Below are 21,379 nucleotides of genomic sequence, written 5' to 3' on the forward strand. Positions count from 1 at the left end.
AGCACAACCTCCTTTGCCATATGTGGACCCGCACCATCTGGCAGGCGAGTAAGCGTCCAATTGATCCAGAGGATCACTCTCGCAGGGAGCCGCTGGAAGGGAATGTCAGGACCTGGCACGGGGCTGACCTTATCCGGATTGCCGCTTTCTCGGCGTAAGCAGACCTTCGTTTTATCCGCTCAACATTACATTTTGACCCCAAGCCGACTTTGGCACGGAGATGCGACTGCCCAGGACCGGGCTCTGTTAAACATGGAGCATCGGCCGAGTGGCAATTGGTGGCACAAACCTCGTCCCACTCCACCACGATACGAATGGGCTCCACATCCAATCCGCACCCTTGCAGGGCCCATCACCTCGTTCGCCCGGGAGCTGGTACGGTTCTCATGCGCACGGACAGCAACCCCCGATCCGCAGACGGTGAGGGGCCGATCAGTCCAAGATTGCTACGGCCCGCGTCCAGCCCGCCGATGACCGGCGAAGCTTCACGGGGAAACAGCAGACCTGGAACCCTGTGCCTGGCAGAAGCTCGAGCTGATGGAGCTTTTCGAGGTGGCAATAACCACGCTCCCGACCGGCCTTGTGTCCTTCCCAGATCAGGCTGTAGTCGCCCGTCGCATCGACCCGCTCCTTGGTATAGCTGAAGGGGGTGTCCCAGCTCCAGGCATCTGTCCCGGTGATGCGGACCCCACGCTCGAGAAGGTACAACGTCGCGTCACGCCCGATACCGCATCCCGCGGATACAAAGTCGTCGTGTCCGTACCGTGATCCTGCCCGCGTGTTGACGAGGACGATGTCGAGCGGTTGGAGTTCATGGCCGATCCGTTCAAGTTCATGTGCAACGTCGTCAGCCTTGACGACATACCCGTCGGGAAAATGCCGGAAATCGAGTTTCACGCCAGGCTGGAAGCACCATTCGAGCGGAACCTCATCAATGGTCATCGAGGGCTCCCCGCCCTCACGCAGGGCATGATTCATGGTCGGGTGGAAGTGATACGGCGCATCGAGGTGCGTCCCGTTGTGAGTAGTCAGCTCAACCTTCTCGATCGCCCAGGCGGCGCCGTCCGGAAGCTTCTCCCGGGTGAGATCGGGAAAGAAGGCCTGCATCCGGTCGAGCGTCTCGTCATGGCCCAGATAGGTGATCTTCGGGCGGCTGAGGGGAGGATCGCTGATGACGTCGTTCTCAAGAAAAATGGACAGGTCGATGATACGGCGGGTCATGGGGACTCTAGCTTATCTGGTTGTAGGAAATCACAGGCCGAGGTAGGCTTCGCGAACGGCGGGGTCCTCCCGCAACGTCGCGCTGTCACTTACGCGAGTGACATTGCCAAGTTCGATCACGCAAGCCCGATCCGACGCCTCAAGCGCCATCTCGGCGTTCTGCTCGGCAAGCAGGATCGCGAGACCACGACCCTTCAGGACATGGAGCAGGTCGATGAGCTGATCGACAATGATGGGCGCGAGGCCGAGGGTCGGCTCATCCAACATGAGGACCTTCGGCTTCGACATGAGTGCACGTGCGATCGCGAGCATCTGCTGCTCGCCTCCCGACATGCTGCCGGCACGCTGGTCCCGCCTCTCGGCTAGCCGTGGGAAGAGGTCGAACATGTCGCGTTTCAGGGAAGCGATTTCCCCATGGGAGGAGCCGACCGCCCCGAGATCGAGGTTGTCGTCGACCGTCATTCCACCGAACACGTGGCGGCCTTCGGGGGACAGGGCGATGCCCTGCGCAACGCGGGCATGGGTCTGCAACCCGTCGATTCTCTTACCGTCCAGGATGATGCTGCCCGAGCCGGGAGCCATTCCGAGGATGCTCTTGAGGACGGACGACTTGCCCGCGCCGTTGGCGCCGATGAGCGCCAGGACCTCACCCCGGGAAAGCTCAAGGCTGACGCCGTGAACCGCCTTCACCGCACCGTACTGTATGGAAACTCGATCAAGCGTGAGCACGGGCATCTTCCTTCTTTCGGCCGGGTCCGAGATACGCCTTGACGACATCCGGATTGCGGCTCACCTCGGATGGCGATCCGGCCGCGAGCAGCTTGCCCCGATCAAGGACCACGATCCGGTCGCAGAGTGCCATCATCATCCTGAGGTTGTGGTCGATCACCGCGATGGTCAGCCCGAACTCCCGTAGCCGCCGGAGCAGGCTTGAGAGCTGGTTGGCCTCGGTGTGGTTTAGGCCTGCGGCTGGCTCATCGAGCAGCAGGAGACGTGGCCGCGTTGCGAGGGCGGCAGCGATCGAGAGCATCTTTTGCTCCCCGTATGGGAGTGATCCGGCCTCGTCGCTAGCGCGGGCACCCAAACCCACGAGATCGATGCACGCCCGGGCAAGCGAGGATCTCTGCCGTTCACGCTCCCGGTAGGACGAGGTCTGGAATAGGCTGCTCCAGAAGGTCTCGGGAATGCTTGTGTACGTCGCGGACAGCACGTTCTCGTAGACCGTCGTGTGGGGCGTCAGCGCCGTCTGCTGGAATGTCCTGACGAGGCCTGACTGAGCCGCCGTATAAGGTTCGCGTCCGGTGATCTCCGTCTCGCCGAACCTAACCTGCCCGACGCTCGGTTCAAGGAAGCCACTCATCAGCGAAAGGCAGGTCGTCTTGCCCGCGCCATTGGGGCCGATGATTCCAACGAGTTCCCCAGGCTTCACTGTGAGCGACACATCGTCTACGGCGGTGAGGCCGCCAAAGCGTCTCGTGAGGTTTGAGGCCGTCAGAGTATCGGCGGGGCTGAACCGGATCGGCGCTGAGGCGTCTGCATCCACCTGGAGAACAAGCGCCTTTGCCCTTCCCCTGAACCACGGTAGCAGGGCCACGAGGCCGTTGGGCTGCAAGCGTACGACCAGCAGCAGGACAACGGCGAAAATCGCGATCCTGTACTCGTCGATGAACCGCAGGGCTTCGGGAAGTATCGCGAAGGTCAAGCCCCCGAGCAGGGGGCCAATCAGGGTTGCCTTCCCGCCGAGGATCGCGATGAGGAGGCCTGTCGCCGAAAGGGTCGGACTGAAGAGGTCGGGAGTGAGGACGAGGGTCCGGGGCACGAACAGCGCCCCGGCCAAGCCGGCGAGCGCCCCAGAAAGCGCGATGTTGATGACCCGCTGGCGCAGAGCCGGCATGCCGAGACTTTCCGCGAGGGCACTGGATTCGCGGATGGTCGTCCAAGACCGGCCGACCGGACTGTTGATGAGCCTTCGGACGATCTCAACGGCGACCGCCAGGGCGATCAGGCAGAAGGCCAGATAGTACTGGTGAAAGCTCAGTCCGAGGCCCTCCAGTGCGGGAATGCGGGGACGGGGGACGATGAGGCCGAGCGGACCGCGGGTCAGGTCGATCCAATTCGCAGCCACGAGCCTCAGGATCTCGGCCGTCGTCAGGGTGGCAATCGCGAAATAGGCGCCACCGACCCTCGCCGAAGCGAACCCGACCAGGGCCCCCAAGGCGGCCGCAGGGAGGGGGGCGAGAACCAATGCCAGCCAGAAATTGAGCCCGACTTTCATGACCAGGAGACCGGCCGCATAGGCTCCCAGTCCGAAGAAGGCTGCGTGACCGAACGAGACGTAGCCGAGATAGCCGACGGTCAGGTTCACGCTCAACCCGAACAGGGCGAGGATGGCCGCATAGGCCGCCAAGCCGCTGTAGTAGGCATTCCCGGCGAAGGCAAACGGCAGGGCTATGCAGACCGCCGCAACCAGAAGGACAGAGATCTTGTTCATGCGCGGGCACTCCCGAACAGCCCCTGCGGACGCACCAGGAGGGCGGCAAGGAGCAGGGCATAGATGATGGCCGTGCCGATTTCCTGCGGAAGGTAGATGCTCGCCAGGGCCTCTAGCACGCCAAGGGCCAAGCCGCAGACGACCGCGCCGGTCGCACTTCCCATTCCGCCGATCACGACCACGACGAACGCATTGATGATGACGTGCTGGCCCATGGCGGGCGTGAACAGCGTAACCGGGCTCAGGAGAGCGCCGGTGAGGCCTGCAAGGGCGGCAGCGGCGATGAATGTGGTACGTCGAACCCGGGCGGTATCGATGCCGACTACCTGGGCCGCATAGGCGCTCTGGGCGAGCGCCCGGATCTTCTTTCCGATCACCGTGCGACGAAGCACCAACTCGATGCTCACCAGTAGCGCCATCCCCGTCACGAGGACGAGGAGACGCTGATGGCCCAGGACAATCGAGCCGACCGAGATGGCTCCCGGGATGCCCTCCACCCGTGCCGGGGTCGGACCCCACGATTGCAAGACGCCCTGGTGGATGAGAAGGCTGACGGCGAAGGTCGCGAGCAGGACGGTCGAAGGGCCGTCGCGCTTGTCCAAGACAGGTGCGACAGCAATCCTGTCGACCACCCAGGCAACCGCGCCCACAAGCACGATCGCCAGGGCGATCGCGACCACGTACGGCAGGCCGGCCGACGCAGTCACCAACACAGCCGTCAGCCCGCCGAGCATGTAGAACTCACCATGGGCGAAGTTGATGACGTGGAGAACGCCGAAGATCATGGTGAGGCCCAGGGCCACAAGCGCGTAGGCCATGCCCTGGGTGAGTCCGTTGAGTAGCTGCTGAAGTAAAAGCTCTGTCATGATTCATCCAGGGCCGTGCCCAAGGTTTCGACGGATCGGTGCGGTCGATCAGTTTCGGATTGGAGTCATGGCGCCCTCGCGAACCTCAAGCCGGATGAGGTCACCGCTCTTAGCCTGTCCGCTGGTATCGAAGGTCACCTTGCCGCGCGGGGTTTCCCACGGGGTCTCGCGGATGGCGGCCGCGATCTTGTCAGCGTCGGTGGCGGAGCCCGCCTTGTCCATTGCCTTCGCAGCGATCCAGATGCTCTCGAACCCGAGCAGCTCAATCTTCTCGGGCCCGTTCCCATACTTGGCCTCAAACGCCGATACGAACTTCCGATTGGCCTCACTGTCCATGGACGGCAAGTAGATGTCCGCGCTCATCGCCCCCTCGGCGGACTTGCCGGCAACCTTGATTCCCTGCGAGTTGAGGATGCCGGGCATGACGCAACGCTTGCCCTGGAAGTTCAGGTCGGCAAGGGAACGGAGGATGTTGCCGTACTGCTCCATATTGGAGCCGGCGACGCAGACGAGGTCCGCCCCTGAGGCGCGAGCATTGGTCACCATCGAGTTGAAATCGTTCTGCTGCATGCCGTAGCTTTCGGCGAAGACTACCTTGGATCCGAACAGCTTCTTCAGGTTGTCGATGGTCAGGCGGCCGAAGTCGCTGTTCTCCGCGATGACGGCCACCTTCTCTGGCTTCACCGTCTGCGTCAGGAATTGGTCGAACGAGGCCGCATCCATCGCGGTCGTCGAGTTCAAGCGGAAGATCTTATCGTATCCGGACTTGGTGACGTCTGGGTGCTTCGGCACGGTCGCGATGTAGATCGCGTCCTCAGCCTGGACGACGGGAACCGCCGCCAGGGCTACGCTGCTCGAGACCTCTCCGGTGACGATCTTCACCTCATCCTGCGTCAGGAGCCGCTGGACCGCTGCGACACCCTCGGCGGGAGCGAAGTTCGTGTCGTAGACGACGAGCTGGACCGGACGGCCACCGAGAATGCCGCCTTCCTTGTTGATCAGTTCGGCGGCGAGCTCCGCCCCCTGGACGCCTTGCTTGCCGACTAGCGTCTTGGTGGGACCGATGACGCCGATCTTGATCGGCTCCTTCGTCTGAGCCAGGGCCATGCTGGATATCGCGACGCCAGCCAAGAGGCTGATTAGCCGTACCGTTCTGCGCATTGTTTCCTCCTTGGAATTTTTGAATTTCGCCGGCACAGGAAGCCGCATCCGCAGAAATTAGTCAAGCGCCTGTTTGAAATAGTTGCTTGAAGCATTCGCCTGAGGTATGCTCGTCGTCAGTAGGAGGACAGCGTGGCCCGAGTTGCAGCAACAGGAAGGAAACCCCTTGAGGCGCCGAGCGCTGATACCCGGGAACGGATCTTGGACACGGCCGAGCGCCTGTTCGCGGAGCGAGGCTATAGCGCGGTTTCGACGCGCAACATCACCGACGAAGCCGGCGTCAACATCGCCGCAATCCATTATCATTTCGGCTCGAAGGAGGCCGTGCTGGATGCGATCTTCAAGCGCCGTCTCGATCCGATTAACCGACGGCGGGAGCAGTTGCTCGAAGTCTGCGATCGTGCCGGAGCGGATGGCTCCGTTATGACCGATATCCTTGCCGCGTTCATCGGACCAACGCTTGAACTAGGCGGAACCGAGGGCGAGCGTAATTTCAAGCTTCTTGCCGGTCGCGCCTCGACGGATCCGAACCCAGAGGTCAAGCGCGTGCTGTTCACAGTCTACGACTCCGTTGCCCGCCGCTTCCTCGAGGTTCTCGCGAAGGCGTGCCCCGACCTCTCCCCGCAGGAGATGTTCTGGCGGGTCGCCTGCGTCTACGGCGCCATGATGTACATCCGGGCCGACAATAGCCGCCTGCAACACATCTTCGGCGAGGAGTTTTCCCTGTCGGACGCGAAAGGAGCGCTCCGCTACGCCATTCCCTTCCTGACCGCCGGAATGACGGCTCCTCCCGTGGACCGGCCCGCGCCAGCCGTGCAGCGCAAGACAAGATCCCGCAACGCCAAGTAGACGGAAAATTGGACCAATGACAGAAAAAACCTTGATCAAGGGCGGGCATGTCGTCGGCTTCGACGCGGCAATGGCCGATATCCTCCTGGAGGGAGCGGTCATCAAGGCCGTCGAGCGCGAGATTTCCGCGGACGGTGCCCGCGTGATCGATGCCAGCGGCATGATCGTCATGCCGGGCTTCGTCGATACCCACCGTCACCTCTGGCAGACATCAATCCGCGGGGTCGCCGCCGACTGGAGCCTCGTTGAGTACATCCGGAACATCCGCCTCGGCTATGCGACCAGCTATCGACCGGAGGACGTCTACATCAGCACGTACGTGGGTGCCCTCGAAGCCATCGATGCCGGCATCACCTCCCTTTGCGACTACTGCCACATCATCCGCTCGCCCGAACACACGGAGGCTGCTGTGCTTGCCCTGCGCGATGCCGGCATGCGGGTTCGCTTCCATCAGGGATTCTACGATATTCCGGACGAACGCCCGGTCTTCACCGACCACGATGCCCGGCTCGAGCACGCCCGCGCGGTCCGTACCGGGATGTTCGCCGGAACGTCGCCGTCGGATCTGATCTCCATGGGGGTCGCCCTGACGGAGTTCGGCCTCGTATCGATCGATAAGACGAGGGCCGAGGTGGAGCTTGCGAGGGAGCTGGATCTGCCGATCACGATGCACATGGGCACGCTGTCCACGCCGGACGGGGTTTCGCGACTGAGGAATGGCGGCCTGCTCGGCCCGGACATGCTCCATGTCCACTGCAATGCATCGAGCGACGAGGAGCTACGCCAGATCGCCGACAGCGGAGGCCATGTCTCCATCACGCCGGAAACCGAGATGCAGATGGGAATGGGCTTCCCCATCACCAACCGCGCACTTGCAGCCGGCCTGAGGCCGACGTTCGGGATCGACATCGTCTCGGATTGCTCGGGCGACATGTTCGCCCAGATGAGACTTGCCCTCCAAACAGCGCGGGCAATCGATAACGAGCGTGTGCTGAAAACCGGGAAGATGCCGGTGACGATTGATCTTACCGTGCGGGATGCCTTCGACTTCGCCACGATTGACGGAGCTGCGGCCATGGGCCTGAGGGACCAGATCGGATCGATCACGCCTGGGAAACGGGCCGACATCGTGCTGCTGACGATGGACGGCATCCATCACATGCCACCGAGCCCGGATCCGATTGCCACGATCGTCCTTCAGGCTCGTCCCAGCGACGTTCACACGGTCATCATCGACGGCGCCGAACGCAAGCGGGACGGAAAGCTCGTGGGAGCGGAACTGGCGCCCATCCGCAGAAGGGCCCGCGCATCGGCCGAGCACCTTGCAGCCGCGATCAGCGATGCCGCCACGCGAACCGGCGGGACCAACACCGCAACGGTCTACGCCGGGGCCGTCACCCAAGCTACCGAAGCCCATTAGACCCGAAACCACCACGGACTTTGAACAATGAAGCTTGCCTCTCTGAAGAGCGGCCGGGACGGAACGCTCATCGTCGTATCGGGAGATCTGTCCCGAGCGACGCCCGCCAACTACGTAGCTCCCACGCTTCAATCGGCGCTTGATGGCTGGGAGCACGCCCTGCCTGCATTGATCGAACTTGCCGCAAGGCTGGAACGCGATGAGGTGTCCTCATTCCCGTTCCGGGAGCAGGACTGTGCGGCACCACTGCCACGCGCTTACCAATGGCTCGACGGCTCGGCCTACGTGAACCACGTCGAGCTGGTCCGGAAGGCACGGGGAGCCGAAATGCCGCCCTCGTTCTGGACGGATCCACTCATGTATCAGGGTGGCTCCGACACGTTTCTCGGTCCTCGTGACCCGATCATCATGGACGAGGCTTGGGGAATCGACTTTGAGGCGGAGATTGCCGTGGTGACCGGCGACGTGCCAATGGGGGCGACGCGGGAACAGGCGATGCGGGCGATCAGGCTGATCATGCTCGTGAACGACGTCAGCTTGCGCCACCTCATCCCGGGCGAGCTCGGCAAAGGATTCGGGTTCCTACAGTCGAAACCGTCGTCTGCGTTCTCTCCCGTCGCGGTTACACCCGACGAACTCGGCGATGCCTGGAGAGATGGCAAGGTGCACCTACCATTGGCGACCTACCTCAACGGTCGGCTGTTCGGGTGTCCCTATGCGGGTCAGGAGATGACCTTCGACTTTCCAACCCTCATCATGCACGCTGCCAAGACACGCAGGCTCGGCGCCGGAACGATCGTCGGGTCAGGGACGATCTCCAACAGGAATGCCGATGGAGGGCCGGGGAAGCCGATTATGGATGGCGGGCGTGGCTATTCCTGCATTGCCGAACTCCGGACCGTCGAAACGCTCCTGTTCGGGGAACCGAGAACCCCATTCCTCAAGGCAGGGGATGCCGTTACCATCCTGATGGAGGACAGGGACGGCCATTCTGTGTTCGGCTCAATCCTGCAAAACATCGAACCAAGCAGCCACCCTTAGTAGGCAATGGCCGCTGATGGCACTTCTCGGAAGTAACGCATTGGTCCGCTCGTCCGACGATAACGGACCTTCGCGAAGGGCAGGGGACTTTCAGAGCCCGCCCTGTTCCTCTTGACACGCGCAAGCGCGGGTCAGACAGTCGCTTGATAGCCCCAGCCGGGCTCTCATCTTTGGCACTGCTATGACGATTGACATTGACCAGCTGACCGAGGCCGAGCTCATCGATCTCAATCACCGCATCGTCGAGCGCCTGCGCTTTCTTAACCAGATGCGCGCTCATATAGAGATGCTGGAATTCAAGATTGGCGACCGGGTCACCTTCCAGCCACCCGGCCAGGGGCAACTCGAGGGCATGCTGACGCGCTACAACAAGAAGACAGTGACGGTGATCACCGATAATGGGCAGAGATGGAACGTCTCGCCTACCCTCCTCAGCAGGGCCAGGCCGGCCAAGAACGCCAACCCGGCTGGATCCAACGTGGTCCTGTTGACCCAGCGCTGACGCGAGTTCCAGTGGGTTTGATCGAAGGTCGGGTCGATTTGCCCGACAATGCCGCTAGCGTAATGACCGACGAAGATACTCGGCCGAGAGAGCGTCATACGGGTTACGGGTGGGCAGGAACTTCAAGGCGACGAGACGGCTGACGATCTCATCAGGCGAGCGCTTCAAGATCAGGAACATCTCCTCAAGACTGCTTGAGGACGCATACGCCGCCTGAAGGCGCATATCCTCACGGGACGTCCATGGTGTTGAGCTAGGTGCTGTCCTCTCGCGCGAACTCCTGTGAGCGGTTCGGCTGGACATTGGTGATGACCTCTTCACTACGGGTTGAGCCCGTTCCTCTGAGCTCACTAAAGGAAGACGGTTGTCAGCGTTGGACATGCTCGGGCCGGTCCAAATGATATCTCCATGTTTCATCTCGAACAGAAATGGAGATGGTTCCGACTTTGTCCCAAAGCGCTCCGCAGCATAGGTGAGGGCAAGACGGCGCTTGGCCCGCGTGATCGCCACATAGGCCACCCGTCGCTCCTCCTCGACATCGTCTGAATTGCCGTGGGGCATGACACCATCCTCAAGCCCGGCAAGAAAAACCGCATCCCACTCAAGACCTTTTGCGGAATGGACCGTCGAAAGAACAACACTGTTCGCGTGCGGGCGCTTGGCCGCTTGGGTCTGCTCGGCAATTCGCGTCTCGAGTTCCTCAACCGACGAACAGGTCGTCGCCAGCAGGGCTACTCCGTCGACGATGCTTTCCCATTCCGCCCGCTCCCGGCCGGATGCTCGTATGGGAAGTGCCTCAGCAACGATCCGCTGGACGTGAGCGCATGAGCTTTGGAAGTCGAGCCTGGTGCGGCGATCGATCAGGTTCAGACGCTCGCGGGTGATGTCGCCCCGTTTGCCCGTGCCCATTTTCTCGAGGGCTGCCGCACTTGTGGGGTCGCGCAGGTAATAGAGCGAGCCGACGAATAGTTTGGCTGAGGAACTCTGCCAGAAATCTCCGGCACCCCGGACCTCAAATGGAATGTCCAGAGGGCGAAGCGCTGCCTGGAAGTGGATGCCGATGGTTCCTGATCGGTACAGAACGGCAATCTGCCGAGGCTCCAAACCGTCACTGATGAGCCGTGAAATCGCAGCGGCGACTTGCCGGGCCTCCACCGCCGGCGTGCTGTAGCCTCGAACAACAATGTCGCATGAGCCCTGGTTGACGGCGCTGTAATCTTTGTCGACCCGTCCTTCGTTCTTTCGGATCAGCTTTTTCGCGGTTCGGACGATGCCCGGAGCGGAGCGATAGTTCCGGTCGAGGATGTGAACGTGGCTCCCAGGATAGCGCTCTCGAAAGTCCAAGATGTATCCGACATCGGAGGCGCGAAACGCATAAAGGGTCTGGTCGTCGTCCCCGACTGCCCAGAGCTTCACACCCGCTCGAACGAAATGCGAGATCAGTAGGTCCTGTCCAGGATTCACATCCTGGTATTCATCGACGAGGAGGTGATCGTATGCGCGTACGATACTCCGGCCGTAATTAGGGTCACGGTCCATGGCCTGGACCAAACGGGGGACCATATCGGCGAAATCGATGGCTCCTGCTCGGTTCAAAGTCTCTTCATAGACACGGAAGAACTCGACTGCAGACCTGCCGACCTCATCCCCCGGATTCAGCGATGCCTCGAAGGTCCTGGCATCGAGCAGGCGCTCCTTGGCCGATCCAATAATGTCGAGGATGTCCTCATCCTCGTTCCAGTACATGCGCCTCTTCGAAAAAACCGCGCGCTGCTCCGGCGCGTCCCAGAGCTGGATTCTACTGGGCAGCCCCGCGGCCGCCGGATTGCGTCTCAAGCACCGATACGCGAAGCCGTGGAACGTAAAGATCTCGAGCTGTTTCGGCAGTAGGTCGGGCAAGGCGGCGGAAATCCGCTGTCTCATCTCCTCCACCGCTTTCTTCGTGAATGTCACGGCCAGGATCCGCCGTGGATCCACTCCTTGCCGCACGAGATGAATAAATCGCCCCGTTAGCGTACTGGTCTTGCCAGACCCTGGACCCGCAAGGGTGAGCTGGATTGGTGCATCACAGGTTGCGGCGCTCCGCTGAGAAGGGTCGAGGGGCATCAGTTTCGATTGAGCTTGAGAAACAAGTGAGCTGCCAGAAGCGCATCGTTCAAGGCATCGTGCTCGTCGCGAAGGTGGGCGACGCTGATCCCCACCTGAGTGCACGCGTGCCGGAGCTTGCCGGGAAGGCCGGATCGCTTGGCCAGGGCCATGGTGCAGGAAAAGCGCTCCCGTGGATAAACCGGATGGGCCGCGCGCTCGAACTCTCGTTTCAGCGTGTTGTACTCGTAGACGTAGTTGTGAGCCACGATGGTGGCGTCTCCCACGAACTCGACAAGTTCCGGGATCACGTCCTTGAAATACGGCTCGTTCTGCAGGTCTGTCAGCGAAATGCCGTGAACGGCGTAGCAGAACCGGCTCATGGCCGAGCGCGGCTTTATCCGGCGCACCAGCGAGCGAGATGATATGGTGTTGCTGACCACCTCAACCGCGGCGAGCTCGACGACGTGGTCGTATGACTGCGCTGTTTCGACATCGATAACTACATGTCTTGTCATAGTGGGCTACGAGGCAACAGGCGGAATAGATGGTTCATGTGCATGTTTCTAAATGAGAGACAACGTTATTGCCAGACAGCAAACCCGATGCGAGGCCCACCTCATTCTCATCGAGAACCTGAAGCGTACCTCGTACGCCGCCCAGGTGGCATGGGAACTAAAAGCGGGAACTTGGCAGGAGACTGATCTGACAGCCTTGGCCGGGGTCAGTTTTCAGAAGTTATTGGCAAAAATGGCCTCGGATCAGAACAAGCCGAACCTTGTTAGACACTGACGATCAGCCTGGGGATGCACAGCTGTCTCTGAACTCCCGTGGCGAGCAGCCGAAGGCTGATCTGAAGTCCCTGGAAAAGTGCGCGCCATCGGCGAAGCCGCTGTCGATTGCGATTTCCGTGATGGTGCGGGAGCTGTTGCTGAGAAGCCAGCGCCCATATTCCAGGCGCAAGTTTCGTTGAAAGGCTGCGGGCCCTATTCCAAGAGCAGTGTGGAACACCCTTTCCAACTGACGGCTGCTAAGTCCGACATAGCGAGCAATGGCATCGATTGAGGGTGGCGTATCGAGACGCTGCTCAATGAATTGGGTTGCCTGTCGGACGCGAACGTCGTGGATTCCGTCCAGATTTGCGTAGAAATGCGCCTGTGGCATTGCTGCCGGGCGGATGTCATGCAGCATCATATGCCGGATCGCCTGCTGGGCCTTGTCACGCCCACAGTGCCTGGTGATGAGATAGAGGCCGAGATCGATTGCCGCTGTAGATCCCGCGCAAGTGATCAGATCGCCTTCGTCAATGAACAGCCTATCCACTGTAGCGTTTGTGCGCGGGAAGCGTTCTCGGAAGGCGTCTAGGACATTCCAATGAACGCATACTTTGCGATCACCGACGAGCCCGGCCTGGGCAATTAGGAAAGTTCCTGTGCAGATCCCAACAAGCCGGATCCCGTTCGCCGCCGCATTCCGGAGATAATCCAACAGCGCTTCCGGGACCTTCACATTGAGGTAGTCGTTCCCGCCACAGATGGCGATGTAATCGAAAGAGGTGGGGTCGACGAGGTCGCTACCGGGATGGACTTCTACTCCGCAGCTTGACCGGCGCGGCAGTCCTCCAAGGCTCATGACCTGCCAGGCGGCATGAACTTGACGGCTGCGCCCGCCGGGATCGGCCGCGAGCCGCAACGCGTCAATGAAGCCCGAAAATGCAGCGAGCGTGAACTGGTGGAGAAGAACGAAGCCGACCCGCAACCGTGGTCCGCTCGACGTCTTGTCGGCAACATCGAGCGGAAATGAAGATATTATCTCGTGATCATCATTCATGATGTCGGAAATATTCAAATCCGGGGCTGTATCGTTCTAGCGAGGGTTGTTTGGCTGGGTCAAGCTACTGACCAACAATAAGAACCATGAATGCATCATCCAGAGGAGTTAGACTATGAAACACAGTAGCTATCTTGCCGCGTTCGTTCTCTGCTCCACGGCATTGACCCAGCCCGCTTATGCGCAATCACAATCAATCACGGTGGGTTGGTACGGAGGCAACTGGGGTGACGCATTCCGCGCCTGCGTCGCTGAGCCGTTTACCAAGGCAACCGGCATCAGCGTCAGTGCGGAAATTGGCACCTCGACAGTGACCCTATCCAAGCTGCAGCAGCAGAAGGGATCCCCCACCATTGATGTCGCTTGGATGGATGGCGGCATCAGCGAACTCGCCCTTGCGGCCGACGTGGTGGATAACCTGGATGCCGGCGCAATCAGCAATCTCTCGAATGCTCTTCCGGAATCGGTCTACAAGTCCGGCTCAACCACCTATGCGGTCAGCACCGGCTACTACTCACTTGGCCTAACTTACAACACGAAGGAGGTGAAGGAAGCCCCAACCTCGTGGAATGATCTTTGGAAGAAGGAATTTGAGGATACGGTAACGATCCCGTCCCCGTCGAATTCCGCCGGGGTGCCATTCATCATGTTCCTGTCGCAGATTTGGAGCGTGCCGGAGGGTGATCTGTCAGAGACGTTCAAGAAGATCAAGGACCTCAAGGCGGCACTGTTCTTCGACTCCTCCGGAGCAGCCACCAACGCCTTTCAGAGTGGCGAGGCGGTCATCGGCGCTCACTTCAACGTCGGCGCGTGGGATATGGCGGATAAAGGCCTGCCGATTGGCTTCGTCGTGCCGAAGGAAGGCGCCTGGGCGACTGATGCCCGGCTTCATCTGGTGAAGGGGACCAGCAAGAAGGAAGCGGCCCAGAAGTTCATCAATCAGGCTCTCACTCCTGAGTCTTCGGCGTGCTTGGCCGAAAAGCTCTATCTCGGTCCCTCGGTGAAAGGTGTTCAAGTCAAAGCAGACGTAGCGCGGAAGTTGCCGTGGGGTGAGAAGGGTTCGGTCAAGGACCTGAAACTCTTCGACTGGGTGAATATCAACGAACAACGGAGCAAAATCGTCGACACCTGGAATCGCGAGATCGCGCGCAAGTAACAGCCGATCCAAGAGCCAAGGTACATCGTTCGCCATGACCGCCCCATTGTTGAACATCACGAAGCTGTCAAAGCACTTTGGGAGGCAAGCGGCCCTGTCGGACGTCAATCTTGAGGTCGAGCAAGGCGAATTCATCGCTCTGCTCGGCCCATCAGGGTGCGGTAAGACTACTCTGCTGCGCTGTATTGCAGGATTTCTAAAGCCCGATAGCGGATCCATTCGGATCACGGGAGAGGATGTCACCCGGCTCCCACCCTACCTCAGACCGTTGAACACGGTTTTCCAGAACTACGCGCTCTTTCCCCACATGTCCGTGGAAGATAATGTGGCTTATGGACCCCGCCGTCGAGGGGCGACTAAAAAGGACGCTCTCTCCCAGGCAGCCGACGCCCTCGAGTTGGTTGGGCTTTCTGGTTTTGCCGGCCGCTTTCCACGCCAGCTCTCAGGCGGCCAACAGCAACGCGTCGCGCTGGCTCGAGCAATCGTCAACCGTCCCAAGCTTCTTCTGCTGGATGAGCCTTTGAGCGCGCTCGATCTAAAGCTGCGCAAGCGCGTCCAGATCGAGCTTAAACACCTCCAGGAGAAGCTCGGCATCGCCTTCGTGTTCGTGACTCACGATCAGGAGGAAGCACTGACCATGGCGGACCGGGTCGTCGTCATGAGCGGTGGTCGCATTGAACAGGTGGGCCGCGGAGAGGACATCTATCGTGCACCGGCGACCCGCTTCGTCGCAGATTTCATTGGGGAAGCCAATCTGCTTCCCTGCTCAATCCTGCCCGATGGCAGCTTGATGACGAGTGTCGGCGCACTTTCGGTACGACCGAAGTTACGGCCAAAAGGCGACAACCTCGTCGCGGTGCTGCGCCCCGAACAGGTAAGCCTGCTACCAGATGGCGCAATGGAGGGCCTTTCTACCGTCCCAGCTGTCGTCGAGGATGTCATCCACGTCGGGAGCCACGTGATGGTGAATGCACGAGTTGGCGACACAGTCATCACCAGCCGTGTCAGCGGTCAATTACCCGCGCAGGTCGTCAAGGGAGCCCGTCTTCACGTGGGCTTTCGGCCGGACGACCTGCACCTGATTGGGGATTAAAGCCATGAGCACGACAGCCCGTAGGGTGAGCCTGCTTGTCGGCCTCCCGTCTCTCTTTTTCTTGGCGTTCTTCCTCGCTCCGATGACGGTGGTCGCCCTCGCCAGTCTGACAGACGCGAGTGGCAACCTGACATTTGTCAACTATGCCCGCATCCTACTCGACCAGTATCACTGGGACGTGCTGTGGGTGACCTTCAGGATCGGTGCGATCACAACCATCGCCTGCGTCCTCATTGGCTACCCATTGGCGTGGTACCTGGTGCGCATCGTCGATTGGAGGCCGTGGCGGCGGGTCTGCGTCATCCTGCTGATCGTCCCGCTCTTTACCAGTAATATTGTTCGTTCCTTCGGCTGGATGGTTCTGCTCGGACGCAATGGCCTCGTGAACGATAGCCTGCAGACCCTAGGCCTCATCGAGCGCCCCATCCGATTTATCGGAATCGAGCTCGGCATCGTGATCGGTCTAGTCTACATCCTGTTGCCCTTCATCGTACTGGCGGTGGGCAATTCGGTGGCGGATGTTGACCCCTCGCTGGAGCAGGCGTCGGCCGATCTGGGAGCCAGACCGGCGACGACCTTCTGGACCGTCACATTCCCGCTATGCCTTCCCGGCCTGATGGCAGGTGCCGTCATGGTCTTCATGCTCGCAGTCAGTGCCTACGTGACGCCGGCACTGCTCAGTGGGGGGCGGATCACCGTCTTCTCCATGCTGATATTCCAGCAATACAGCTCCGTATTCGATTTCAATTACGGTGGAGCGTTGAGCATCACGATGCTTGTTCTCACCCTTGTCCTTGTCGCCACTGCGGGACGCGTTGGCGCAACAAAAGGGGCATGAGATGATCACTCTTCTAATCCGCATCGTCTCCTTAGCCGCCCTGCTGTATCTCGTTCTCCCTCTGGTGGTCATCGTTGGATCTTCGCTGACGAACACGAGCTTTCTCGCCTTCCCGCCACAGGGGCTCACTCTGACTTGGTTCGGCAAGGTCATAACGGACGCGTCCTACGTATCCTCCTTTGTGACGAGCACTGTGCTTGCGGCGTTCGCCACGGCGGTAGCAATTCTCTTCGCAGTTCCGTCTGCCTTGGCGATCGCGCGATACAACTTTCCGGGCAAGCGGGCGCTTTCCGCTATTCTGATGTCGCCCCTCATACTTCCACACGTGGTGCTGGGAGCCGCTCTCCTACAGTATGGGACGGCGATCGGCCTCACCCGCAATTTTCTGGCGCTGTTGGTCGGGCATATCGTAATCATCACGCCTTTTGTACTCAGGGCGGTGCTGCCGCAGCTCACTGAGGAGCAGAAAAGCCTCGAAGAGGCCTCGGCGGATCTGGGAGGGCGGCCCGTAACCACGTTCTTTCTGGTCACGTTCCCGCAGATCCGGAGCGGCATTCTCAGCGGTGCGATCTTTGCCTTCATCTCCTCCTGGATCAACGTAGAGCTGAGCATCTTCAACACGACAGCCGAACTGACGACCATTCCGGTCAAGCTGTTCAACTACGTCCAGTACACGATCGACCCCACCATCGCCGCAGTATCGGCGGTCACCATCCTGGTGGCGGCGCTCGTCATCATAATTCTCGATTTCACTCTCGGTCTCGACGTCCTGTCGGAGCGCCGCTGAGGGAAGCTGAAGCGACAAGGAGCCTTATTATGCGACAGCAAGACGTATTCGACGTGATCTATACCCATACCGAGGGTGAGCCCCTATGCATCATCCACAGCGGGATCCCCTATCCCACTGGATCCAATATTCTGGAGAAGCGCCGTTTCCTCGAGCAGAACTATGACTGGCTGCGTTGCGCCCTGATGCGCGAACCCCGTGGCCACAAGGACATGTTCGGCGTCTTCCTGACTCCACCGTCGAGTACTGAGTACGATGCCGGCCTCATCTACATCGACGGCACTCAGTATTCGCATATGTGCGGGCACGGAACCATTGCGGTTGCCATGGCTATGGTCGCCCTCGGTTTGGTCCGGCGCGGAGAAAACGGCCGTACGACGATCCGCTTTGAGACGACAGCCGGTCTCGTCGTGGCCGAGGTCGCGAGTGAGGGGCCGGAAGTTCAGTGGACTCGATTTGAGAACGTCCCGGCCTATGTGGCGGCCCAGGATGTGCCCTTTGAGCTGCCGGGGGTTGGTCAACTCAAGGCCGATATCGCCTGGGGTGGAAACTATTTTGGCATAATCGACCTTCGTGGCACGTCGCTTCGCATCTCGCCAGAGAACGGCACCGAGCTCTCGCGTCTTGGCATCATCGCCCGCGAACAGCTTCGCGAGAAGGTGGCCATTCAGCATCCTGCCTCGAAGCACATCAACAACTTCAACTTTGTGACTTTTTGGCACGAGCCCACGATTGAAGGCGCGTTCTACAAGAACGTCCATGTGTTCTCCGCCGGTCAGCTCGACCGCTCGCCGGGCGGCACAGGTACCAGCGCCATGATGGCAATGTTCGAGGCCAGGAATCAGTTGAAGCTTAATCAGCCTATCAAGTCAGAGGGCCTTCTCGGCAGCGGAACATTCGAGGGATGCCTGGTCGGCGAGACCAGCCTCAATGGCACGCGTGCCGTTCGCCCCACCGTGAAGGGCACGGCAAGCATTCTAGGTACGGCTCGCTGGGTGATCGATCGCAATGATCCTGTGGGGGCTGGCTTCCTCATTGCTTGAACAATGTGGTGAGAGCCCCAGAGACGTATGCCACGCCGGTAGCCCCGTCGTTCGGTAAGTACAGATGTATTGGAAAGCCCGACCTGCCATGCTCTCGCACAGGTCGGGTTCACGGGTTGGACCCTGGGAGAATATCTCCCAGGCGGCCTTGCTCAATCTGCGGGACGAAGACCCGCGCGAGGTCGGAGTGGGTCGGGATACCCGGTCTCCCCGATAGTTCCGAACGAACGTTCATGTCGGCAGGCAAGTCCCTCGCTGGAGAGAAAGCTGAACGAGCAGCATTCCTGATCTGGTGCGAAACTTGGAAACCCAAGTGGCGTCAGTGTTGTTGACGAGGGTGGATGGAGATGAGAGGCCCTATCGCAAAAATAGAGCGTGAGCGTTGTCGTAATTGTGTCCCTTAAGTCTTGGCTGTCATGTCTAGTGAGAATGTCAGCCACTGGCAGCATCGTGCCGGACACAGATAAAAGCTTGTGGGCCCATGAGAGTCGTAGCCAAGCCGGAGAGGATGGCTGCCACCTCCGGTGCCGTCTAGATGCTTACAAGTTTCAAGGGGAGATCCTTGGTGGGCCACCTATAGGGTGAGCCAGACATAACGTTGTTTGCGGGGATTAAACTCTAACCACGCGGCGCTCTCCATCCGGCCGCAAGCGCCTCGCTCTCTGAGCAGAACCACCGCTCACCGGCACCCTCATTAATCTGGGTGCGGTCATAATCGCGACTGCCGGGCACGTGAAATATCCAGTCACCCTTGGTGTTGATGTTGCCTTTAATCTTGCAGCCGCTCGTGCCAGCCGGCGGCTTAGAAGCAGCAGCCGGCCCTGAAACGGTAGAAGGGCTGTCTCTCCGATCGCCCCTGCGCCAATCCCAGGGTGGCGTGAAGCCTCCGGCCCAAACTCCCCGCTTGGCCTTCTTGGCCCCGTTCTCATGGCTGACATAATCCGTGCTGTACTGCCGGTAGGCGACGGCATATCCCTGCTGAACCAGCCAGCCGTTCAGGTCCTCGCCCCCGGCAGAGCACACAGCCACGACCCGGTTATAGCGATCGATATCCCTTTGCTCGCAGGAGACATTCGCAGTGCCAATCTTATCCGAGAGAGCGAAGGCCGCCTGCTACCGCAACGGTATGCCTTGCCGTCCGAGCTCTGGCAGGTCTGGGCGCTTTCGGGAGCGTCAACGCCGTGGAAACGGATGCGCGTACCTCTGATCTCCAGCGTGTCACCGTCGGTCACGCTGGCGCGGCCAATGATTGGTTCAGCTAAGATCGGAGTTGCAGACAGCAGAAGGGTGAAAAGAGCAAGAGACGTCCGGATCATAGGCATTCTAGATTGAGCGAGTGACAATAAGCTAATTCGGTACCTGAAAAGGCGTTGGGGTAATAGACCTAATCTTTAGTTCGCCCGACGCGACCTTCACGGTCTCCGACCATCACCTCGGACGAGAGTTCTCTCGCAAAGCCCTGGTGCGTTAGGGAAACCGACAACACTCCCGCGAGCTGCGTTCCACATTTCCTCATTGACGAGCCTGCAAAACAGTTCTTGTGATGTTGGGCTTGGGAGACCCGATCTATCAGAGACCATAGCTAAACAAACGTGTGGAGATAGTGGAGCAATATGCGTCCGTACATGGCTTCCTTTCTCCTGCATCATCAACATGATCCTGTCGCCTGTAATAAACGACAGTCCTGGCTGAGTAAGGCGGATTACTCGCTTGTGGCATTTCGAATGAGACGCCAGGAGTTCAGACTTTTCCACTTGCTGAGCGATCGCGACGAGAACCCCATGTTTAAGCATGGTTACTCGATCGCCTTTCTCGAATCCAACCTTGATTTCGTCGGGAACAAACGACAGATCTTGTATGTCGAAGCCCCCTCCGGACGCCAAGGCCTCTGAGATGCCTTGGTTTACTTTCGGACGCATCTCATCGATAGCCCACGGTGTCCTGAGCAGCGACGCAAGAAAGAACCGAGCTAGCATCAGATAATCTGCAGGCTGTGGCCTGAAATGGATGTCGCTAATCAACCGGTTTGCGACCTCCAAGTACGGGTTGTCAACCATGCTGGTCATGACGTCGTGCTCCAGTGTATGGTCCAAGCCGTCTTGAAGTGAGAGCGCGTATAGATTGTCCTGCCCCAAGATCGATCTAGGGCTGTTGCTATAGTATCTAACCTCTCCATCAGACTTAACGAAACGGAATACCTCGTTCGATACTTCCGGCCTCTGCCACCGGGAGAGGTGGCTTACAGGGACATAGTGATGATACATGGAGCCAGTTTCCGTTACCCATTCCTTGTCCACTCCGAGTGAGCAAACTGGGTGAATTGCCTAACGCCTTGCCCAGATTTGCGGGTGAAAATCCGGATGTTGTACAGCGTATACCAAGCGACGAATGGGACGGCTATAAGGGTTCCGATAATCCAGTACAGGGCCCAACTATCCGGCGGCGGCGGCGGCGGCGGCGGTCGGCCAGGGCCACCGACGAGGCAGAAGAGCCCTGAGAATAGCCAAATGCCAACCATTATGAAGTAGGTGGCTGCCCGTGAGATGAAGAACCAAGCGAACCAAAGCGCCGTGCTCATATGCAACCCCTAGCCAGATGGTGCGGAGGTAATTTGCTAGAACGCATTTCGAAATTTCCTAAGTATTGATTGAAAGCGTCCAATCGTGCCAGTTTCCTCGATCACGGACCTTATCTTAGAGCTATTGGTGGGATAGAGAAATGCTGTTGTGATATGCGGCACACCCTTTGCATCGAGACGACTTTGAAAGACCTCTGTTGCGTATGTGAACTCACTACGCTCGTGACCCGACAACACCACCAGACTTACTCGTTCAAAAAGATCTAGGCTCAGGATGCCATCGATATGTTCGTCGATCAGAGTGCATGCTATCGCACTGCGCTCGCGAAGCTTCACTGACGAGCTATTTTTGTTCGAAAGACATATTGGGAGAACATCAGCAAAAGTAATCGGTGACGCGTCGACTTGTCGGCATTCG

Annotated in this window: 20 protein-coding genes; 10 read left to right on the forward strand and 10 right to left on the reverse strand. The window is 59.6% G+C overall.

Annotation, left to right across the window (positions count from 1 at the left end):
* Positions 1 to 432: 432 nt before the first annotated feature.
* Genes IC232_RS21155 through IC232_RS21175 form a run of 5 tightly spaced genes read right to left on the reverse strand, consistent with a single transcriptional unit; the run spans position 433 to position 5,739 of the window.
* Positions 433 to 1,221: a cyclase family protein gene (locus IC232_RS21155; protein ID WP_190846934.1), complete on the reverse strand. Its 789-nt coding sequence runs from the start codon at positions 1,219 to 1,221 to the stop codon at positions 433 to 435.
* Between the two features lie 30 nt (positions 1,222 to 1,251).
* On the reverse strand, positions 1,252 to 1,956 hold the full coding sequence (locus tag IC232_RS21160; RefSeq protein ID WP_190846935.1) for an ABC transporter ATP-binding protein: 705 nt from the start codon (positions 1,954 to 1,956) through the stop codon (positions 1,252 to 1,254).
* Complete coding sequence (locus IC232_RS21165) at positions 1,937 to 3,712, reverse strand: ABC transporter permease subunit (RefSeq protein ID WP_190846936.1); 1,776 nt, start codon at positions 3,710 to 3,712, stop codon at positions 1,937 to 1,939. The genes IC232_RS21160 and IC232_RS21165 overlap by 20 nt, the downstream gene beginning before the upstream one ends.
* Positions 3,709 to 4,578, reverse strand: a complete 870-nt coding sequence (locus tag IC232_RS21170; RefSeq protein ID WP_190846937.1) for a branched-chain amino acid ABC transporter permease — start codon at positions 4,576 to 4,578, stop codon at positions 3,709 to 3,711. The genes IC232_RS21165 and IC232_RS21170 overlap by 4 nt, the downstream gene beginning before the upstream one ends.
* A gap of 48 nt (positions 4,579 to 4,626) precedes the next feature.
* Positions 4,627 to 5,739 carry an ABC transporter substrate-binding protein gene (locus IC232_RS21175; protein WP_190846938.1) on the reverse strand — a complete coding sequence of 371 codons (1,113 nt, stop codon included), beginning with the start codon at positions 5,737 to 5,739 and terminating at the stop codon, positions 4,627 to 4,629.
* A gap of 132 nt (positions 5,740 to 5,871) precedes the next feature.
* Between IC232_RS21175 and IC232_RS21180 the strand changes: the two genes are divergently transcribed.
* The 4 genes from IC232_RS21180 to IC232_RS21195 all read left to right on the forward strand — a co-directional run bounded on the left by IC232_RS21180 (position 5,872) and on the right by IC232_RS21195 (position 9,551).
* Positions 5,872 to 6,588 carry a TetR/AcrR family transcriptional regulator gene (locus IC232_RS21180; protein ID WP_190846939.1) on the forward strand — a complete coding sequence of 239 codons (717 nt, stop codon included), beginning with the start codon at positions 5,872 to 5,874 and terminating at the stop codon, positions 6,586 to 6,588.
* 16 nt (positions 6,589 to 6,604) lie between these two features.
* Positions 6,605 to 8,008, forward strand: a complete 1,404-nt coding sequence (locus tag IC232_RS21185; protein ID WP_190846940.1) for an amidohydrolase family protein — start codon at positions 6,605 to 6,607, stop codon at positions 8,006 to 8,008.
* 27 nt (positions 8,009 to 8,035) lie between these two features.
* Positions 8,036 to 9,049 carry a fumarylacetoacetate hydrolase family protein gene (locus tag IC232_RS21190; RefSeq protein WP_190846941.1) on the forward strand — a complete coding sequence of 338 codons (1,014 nt, stop codon included), beginning with the start codon at positions 8,036 to 8,038 and terminating at the stop codon, positions 9,047 to 9,049.
* A 181-nt stretch (positions 9,050 to 9,230) separates the two neighbouring features.
* A complete protein-coding gene (locus IC232_RS21195) occupies positions 9,231 to 9,551 on the forward strand; it encodes a hypothetical protein (protein WP_190846942.1) in 321 nt (106 codons plus the stop codon).
* Between the two features lie 54 nt (positions 9,552 to 9,605).
* Here IC232_RS21195 and IC232_RS21200 read toward each other — a convergent pair whose 3' ends face one another.
* A complete protein-coding gene (locus tag IC232_RS21200; protein WP_190846943.1) occupies positions 9,606 to 11,657 on the reverse strand; it encodes an ATP-dependent helicase in 2,052 nt (683 codons plus the stop codon).
* Positions 11,657 to 12,154 (reverse strand): exonuclease domain-containing protein, encoded by a 498-nt coding sequence (locus IC232_RS21205; protein ID WP_190846944.1) that lies wholly within the window; start codon positions 12,152 to 12,154, stop codon positions 11,657 to 11,659. The genes IC232_RS21200 and IC232_RS21205 overlap by 1 nt, the downstream gene beginning before the upstream one ends.
* Positions 12,155 to 12,206: 52 nt before the next feature.
* Here IC232_RS21205 and IC232_RS33340 point away from each other — a divergent pair, with 52 nt between their 5' ends.
* Positions 12,207 to 12,428: a hypothetical protein gene (locus IC232_RS33340; RefSeq protein ID WP_190846945.1), complete on the forward strand. Its 222-nt coding sequence runs from the start codon at positions 12,207 to 12,209 to the stop codon at positions 12,426 to 12,428.
* 3 nt (positions 12,429 to 12,431) lie between these two features.
* On the opposite strand, the gene IC232_RS21215 is transcribed toward IC232_RS33340, so the two are convergent.
* Entirely contained in the window at positions 12,432 to 13,484 is a 1,053-nt protein-coding gene (locus tag IC232_RS21215; protein ID WP_246812317.1) for a GlxA family transcriptional regulator, read from the reverse strand.
* 145 nt (positions 13,485 to 13,629) lie between these two features.
* Between IC232_RS21215 and IC232_RS21220 the strand changes: the two genes are divergently transcribed.
* From IC232_RS21220 to IC232_RS21240, 5 genes are read left to right on the forward strand one after another with little or no spacing between them, the layout of a single operon-like run.
* Entirely contained in the window at positions 13,630 to 14,622 is a 993-nt protein-coding gene (locus IC232_RS21220; protein WP_246812318.1) for an ABC transporter substrate-binding protein, read from the forward strand.
* 34 nt (positions 14,623 to 14,656) lie between these two features.
* Positions 14,657 to 15,715, forward strand: a complete 1,059-nt coding sequence (locus tag IC232_RS21225) for an ABC transporter ATP-binding protein (RefSeq protein WP_190846947.1) — start codon at positions 14,657 to 14,659, stop codon at positions 15,713 to 15,715.
* Between the two features lie 4 nt (positions 15,716 to 15,719).
* Positions 15,720 to 16,553 carry an ABC transporter permease gene (locus tag IC232_RS21230; protein ID WP_190846948.1) on the forward strand — a complete coding sequence of 278 codons (834 nt, stop codon included), beginning with the start codon at positions 15,720 to 15,722 and terminating at the stop codon, positions 16,551 to 16,553.
* 1 nt (position 16,554) lies between these two features.
* Positions 16,555 to 17,340: an ABC transporter permease gene (locus tag IC232_RS21235; protein ID WP_190846949.1), complete on the forward strand. Its 786-nt coding sequence runs from the start codon at positions 16,555 to 16,557 to the stop codon at positions 17,338 to 17,340.
* A gap of 29 nt (positions 17,341 to 17,369) precedes the next feature.
* Positions 17,370 to 18,383: a proline racemase family protein gene (locus IC232_RS21240; protein ID WP_190846950.1), complete on the forward strand. Its 1,014-nt coding sequence runs from the start codon at positions 17,370 to 17,372 to the stop codon at positions 18,381 to 18,383.
* Between the two features lie 618 nt (positions 18,384 to 19,001).
* Here the strand turns inward: IC232_RS21240 and IC232_RS32510 are convergent.
* Both IC232_RS32510 and IC232_RS21250 read right to left on the reverse strand, forming a co-directional pair.
* Positions 19,002 to 19,469, reverse strand: a complete 468-nt coding sequence (locus tag IC232_RS32510; RefSeq protein WP_312895214.1) for a thermonuclease family protein — start codon at positions 19,467 to 19,469, stop codon at positions 19,002 to 19,004.
* A gap of 326 nt (positions 19,470 to 19,795) precedes the next feature.
* Positions 19,796 to 20,647, reverse strand: coding sequence for a DUF4238 domain-containing protein (locus tag IC232_RS21250; protein WP_190846951.1), 852 nt, complete (start codon positions 20,645 to 20,647; stop codon positions 19,796 to 19,798).
* Positions 20,648 to 21,379: the final 732 nt, after the last annotated feature.

The sequence above is a fragment of the Microvirga sp. genome (assembly GCF_014699075.1).
Lineage (GTDB): Bacteria > Pseudomonadota > Alphaproteobacteria > Rhizobiales > Beijerinckiaceae > Microvirga.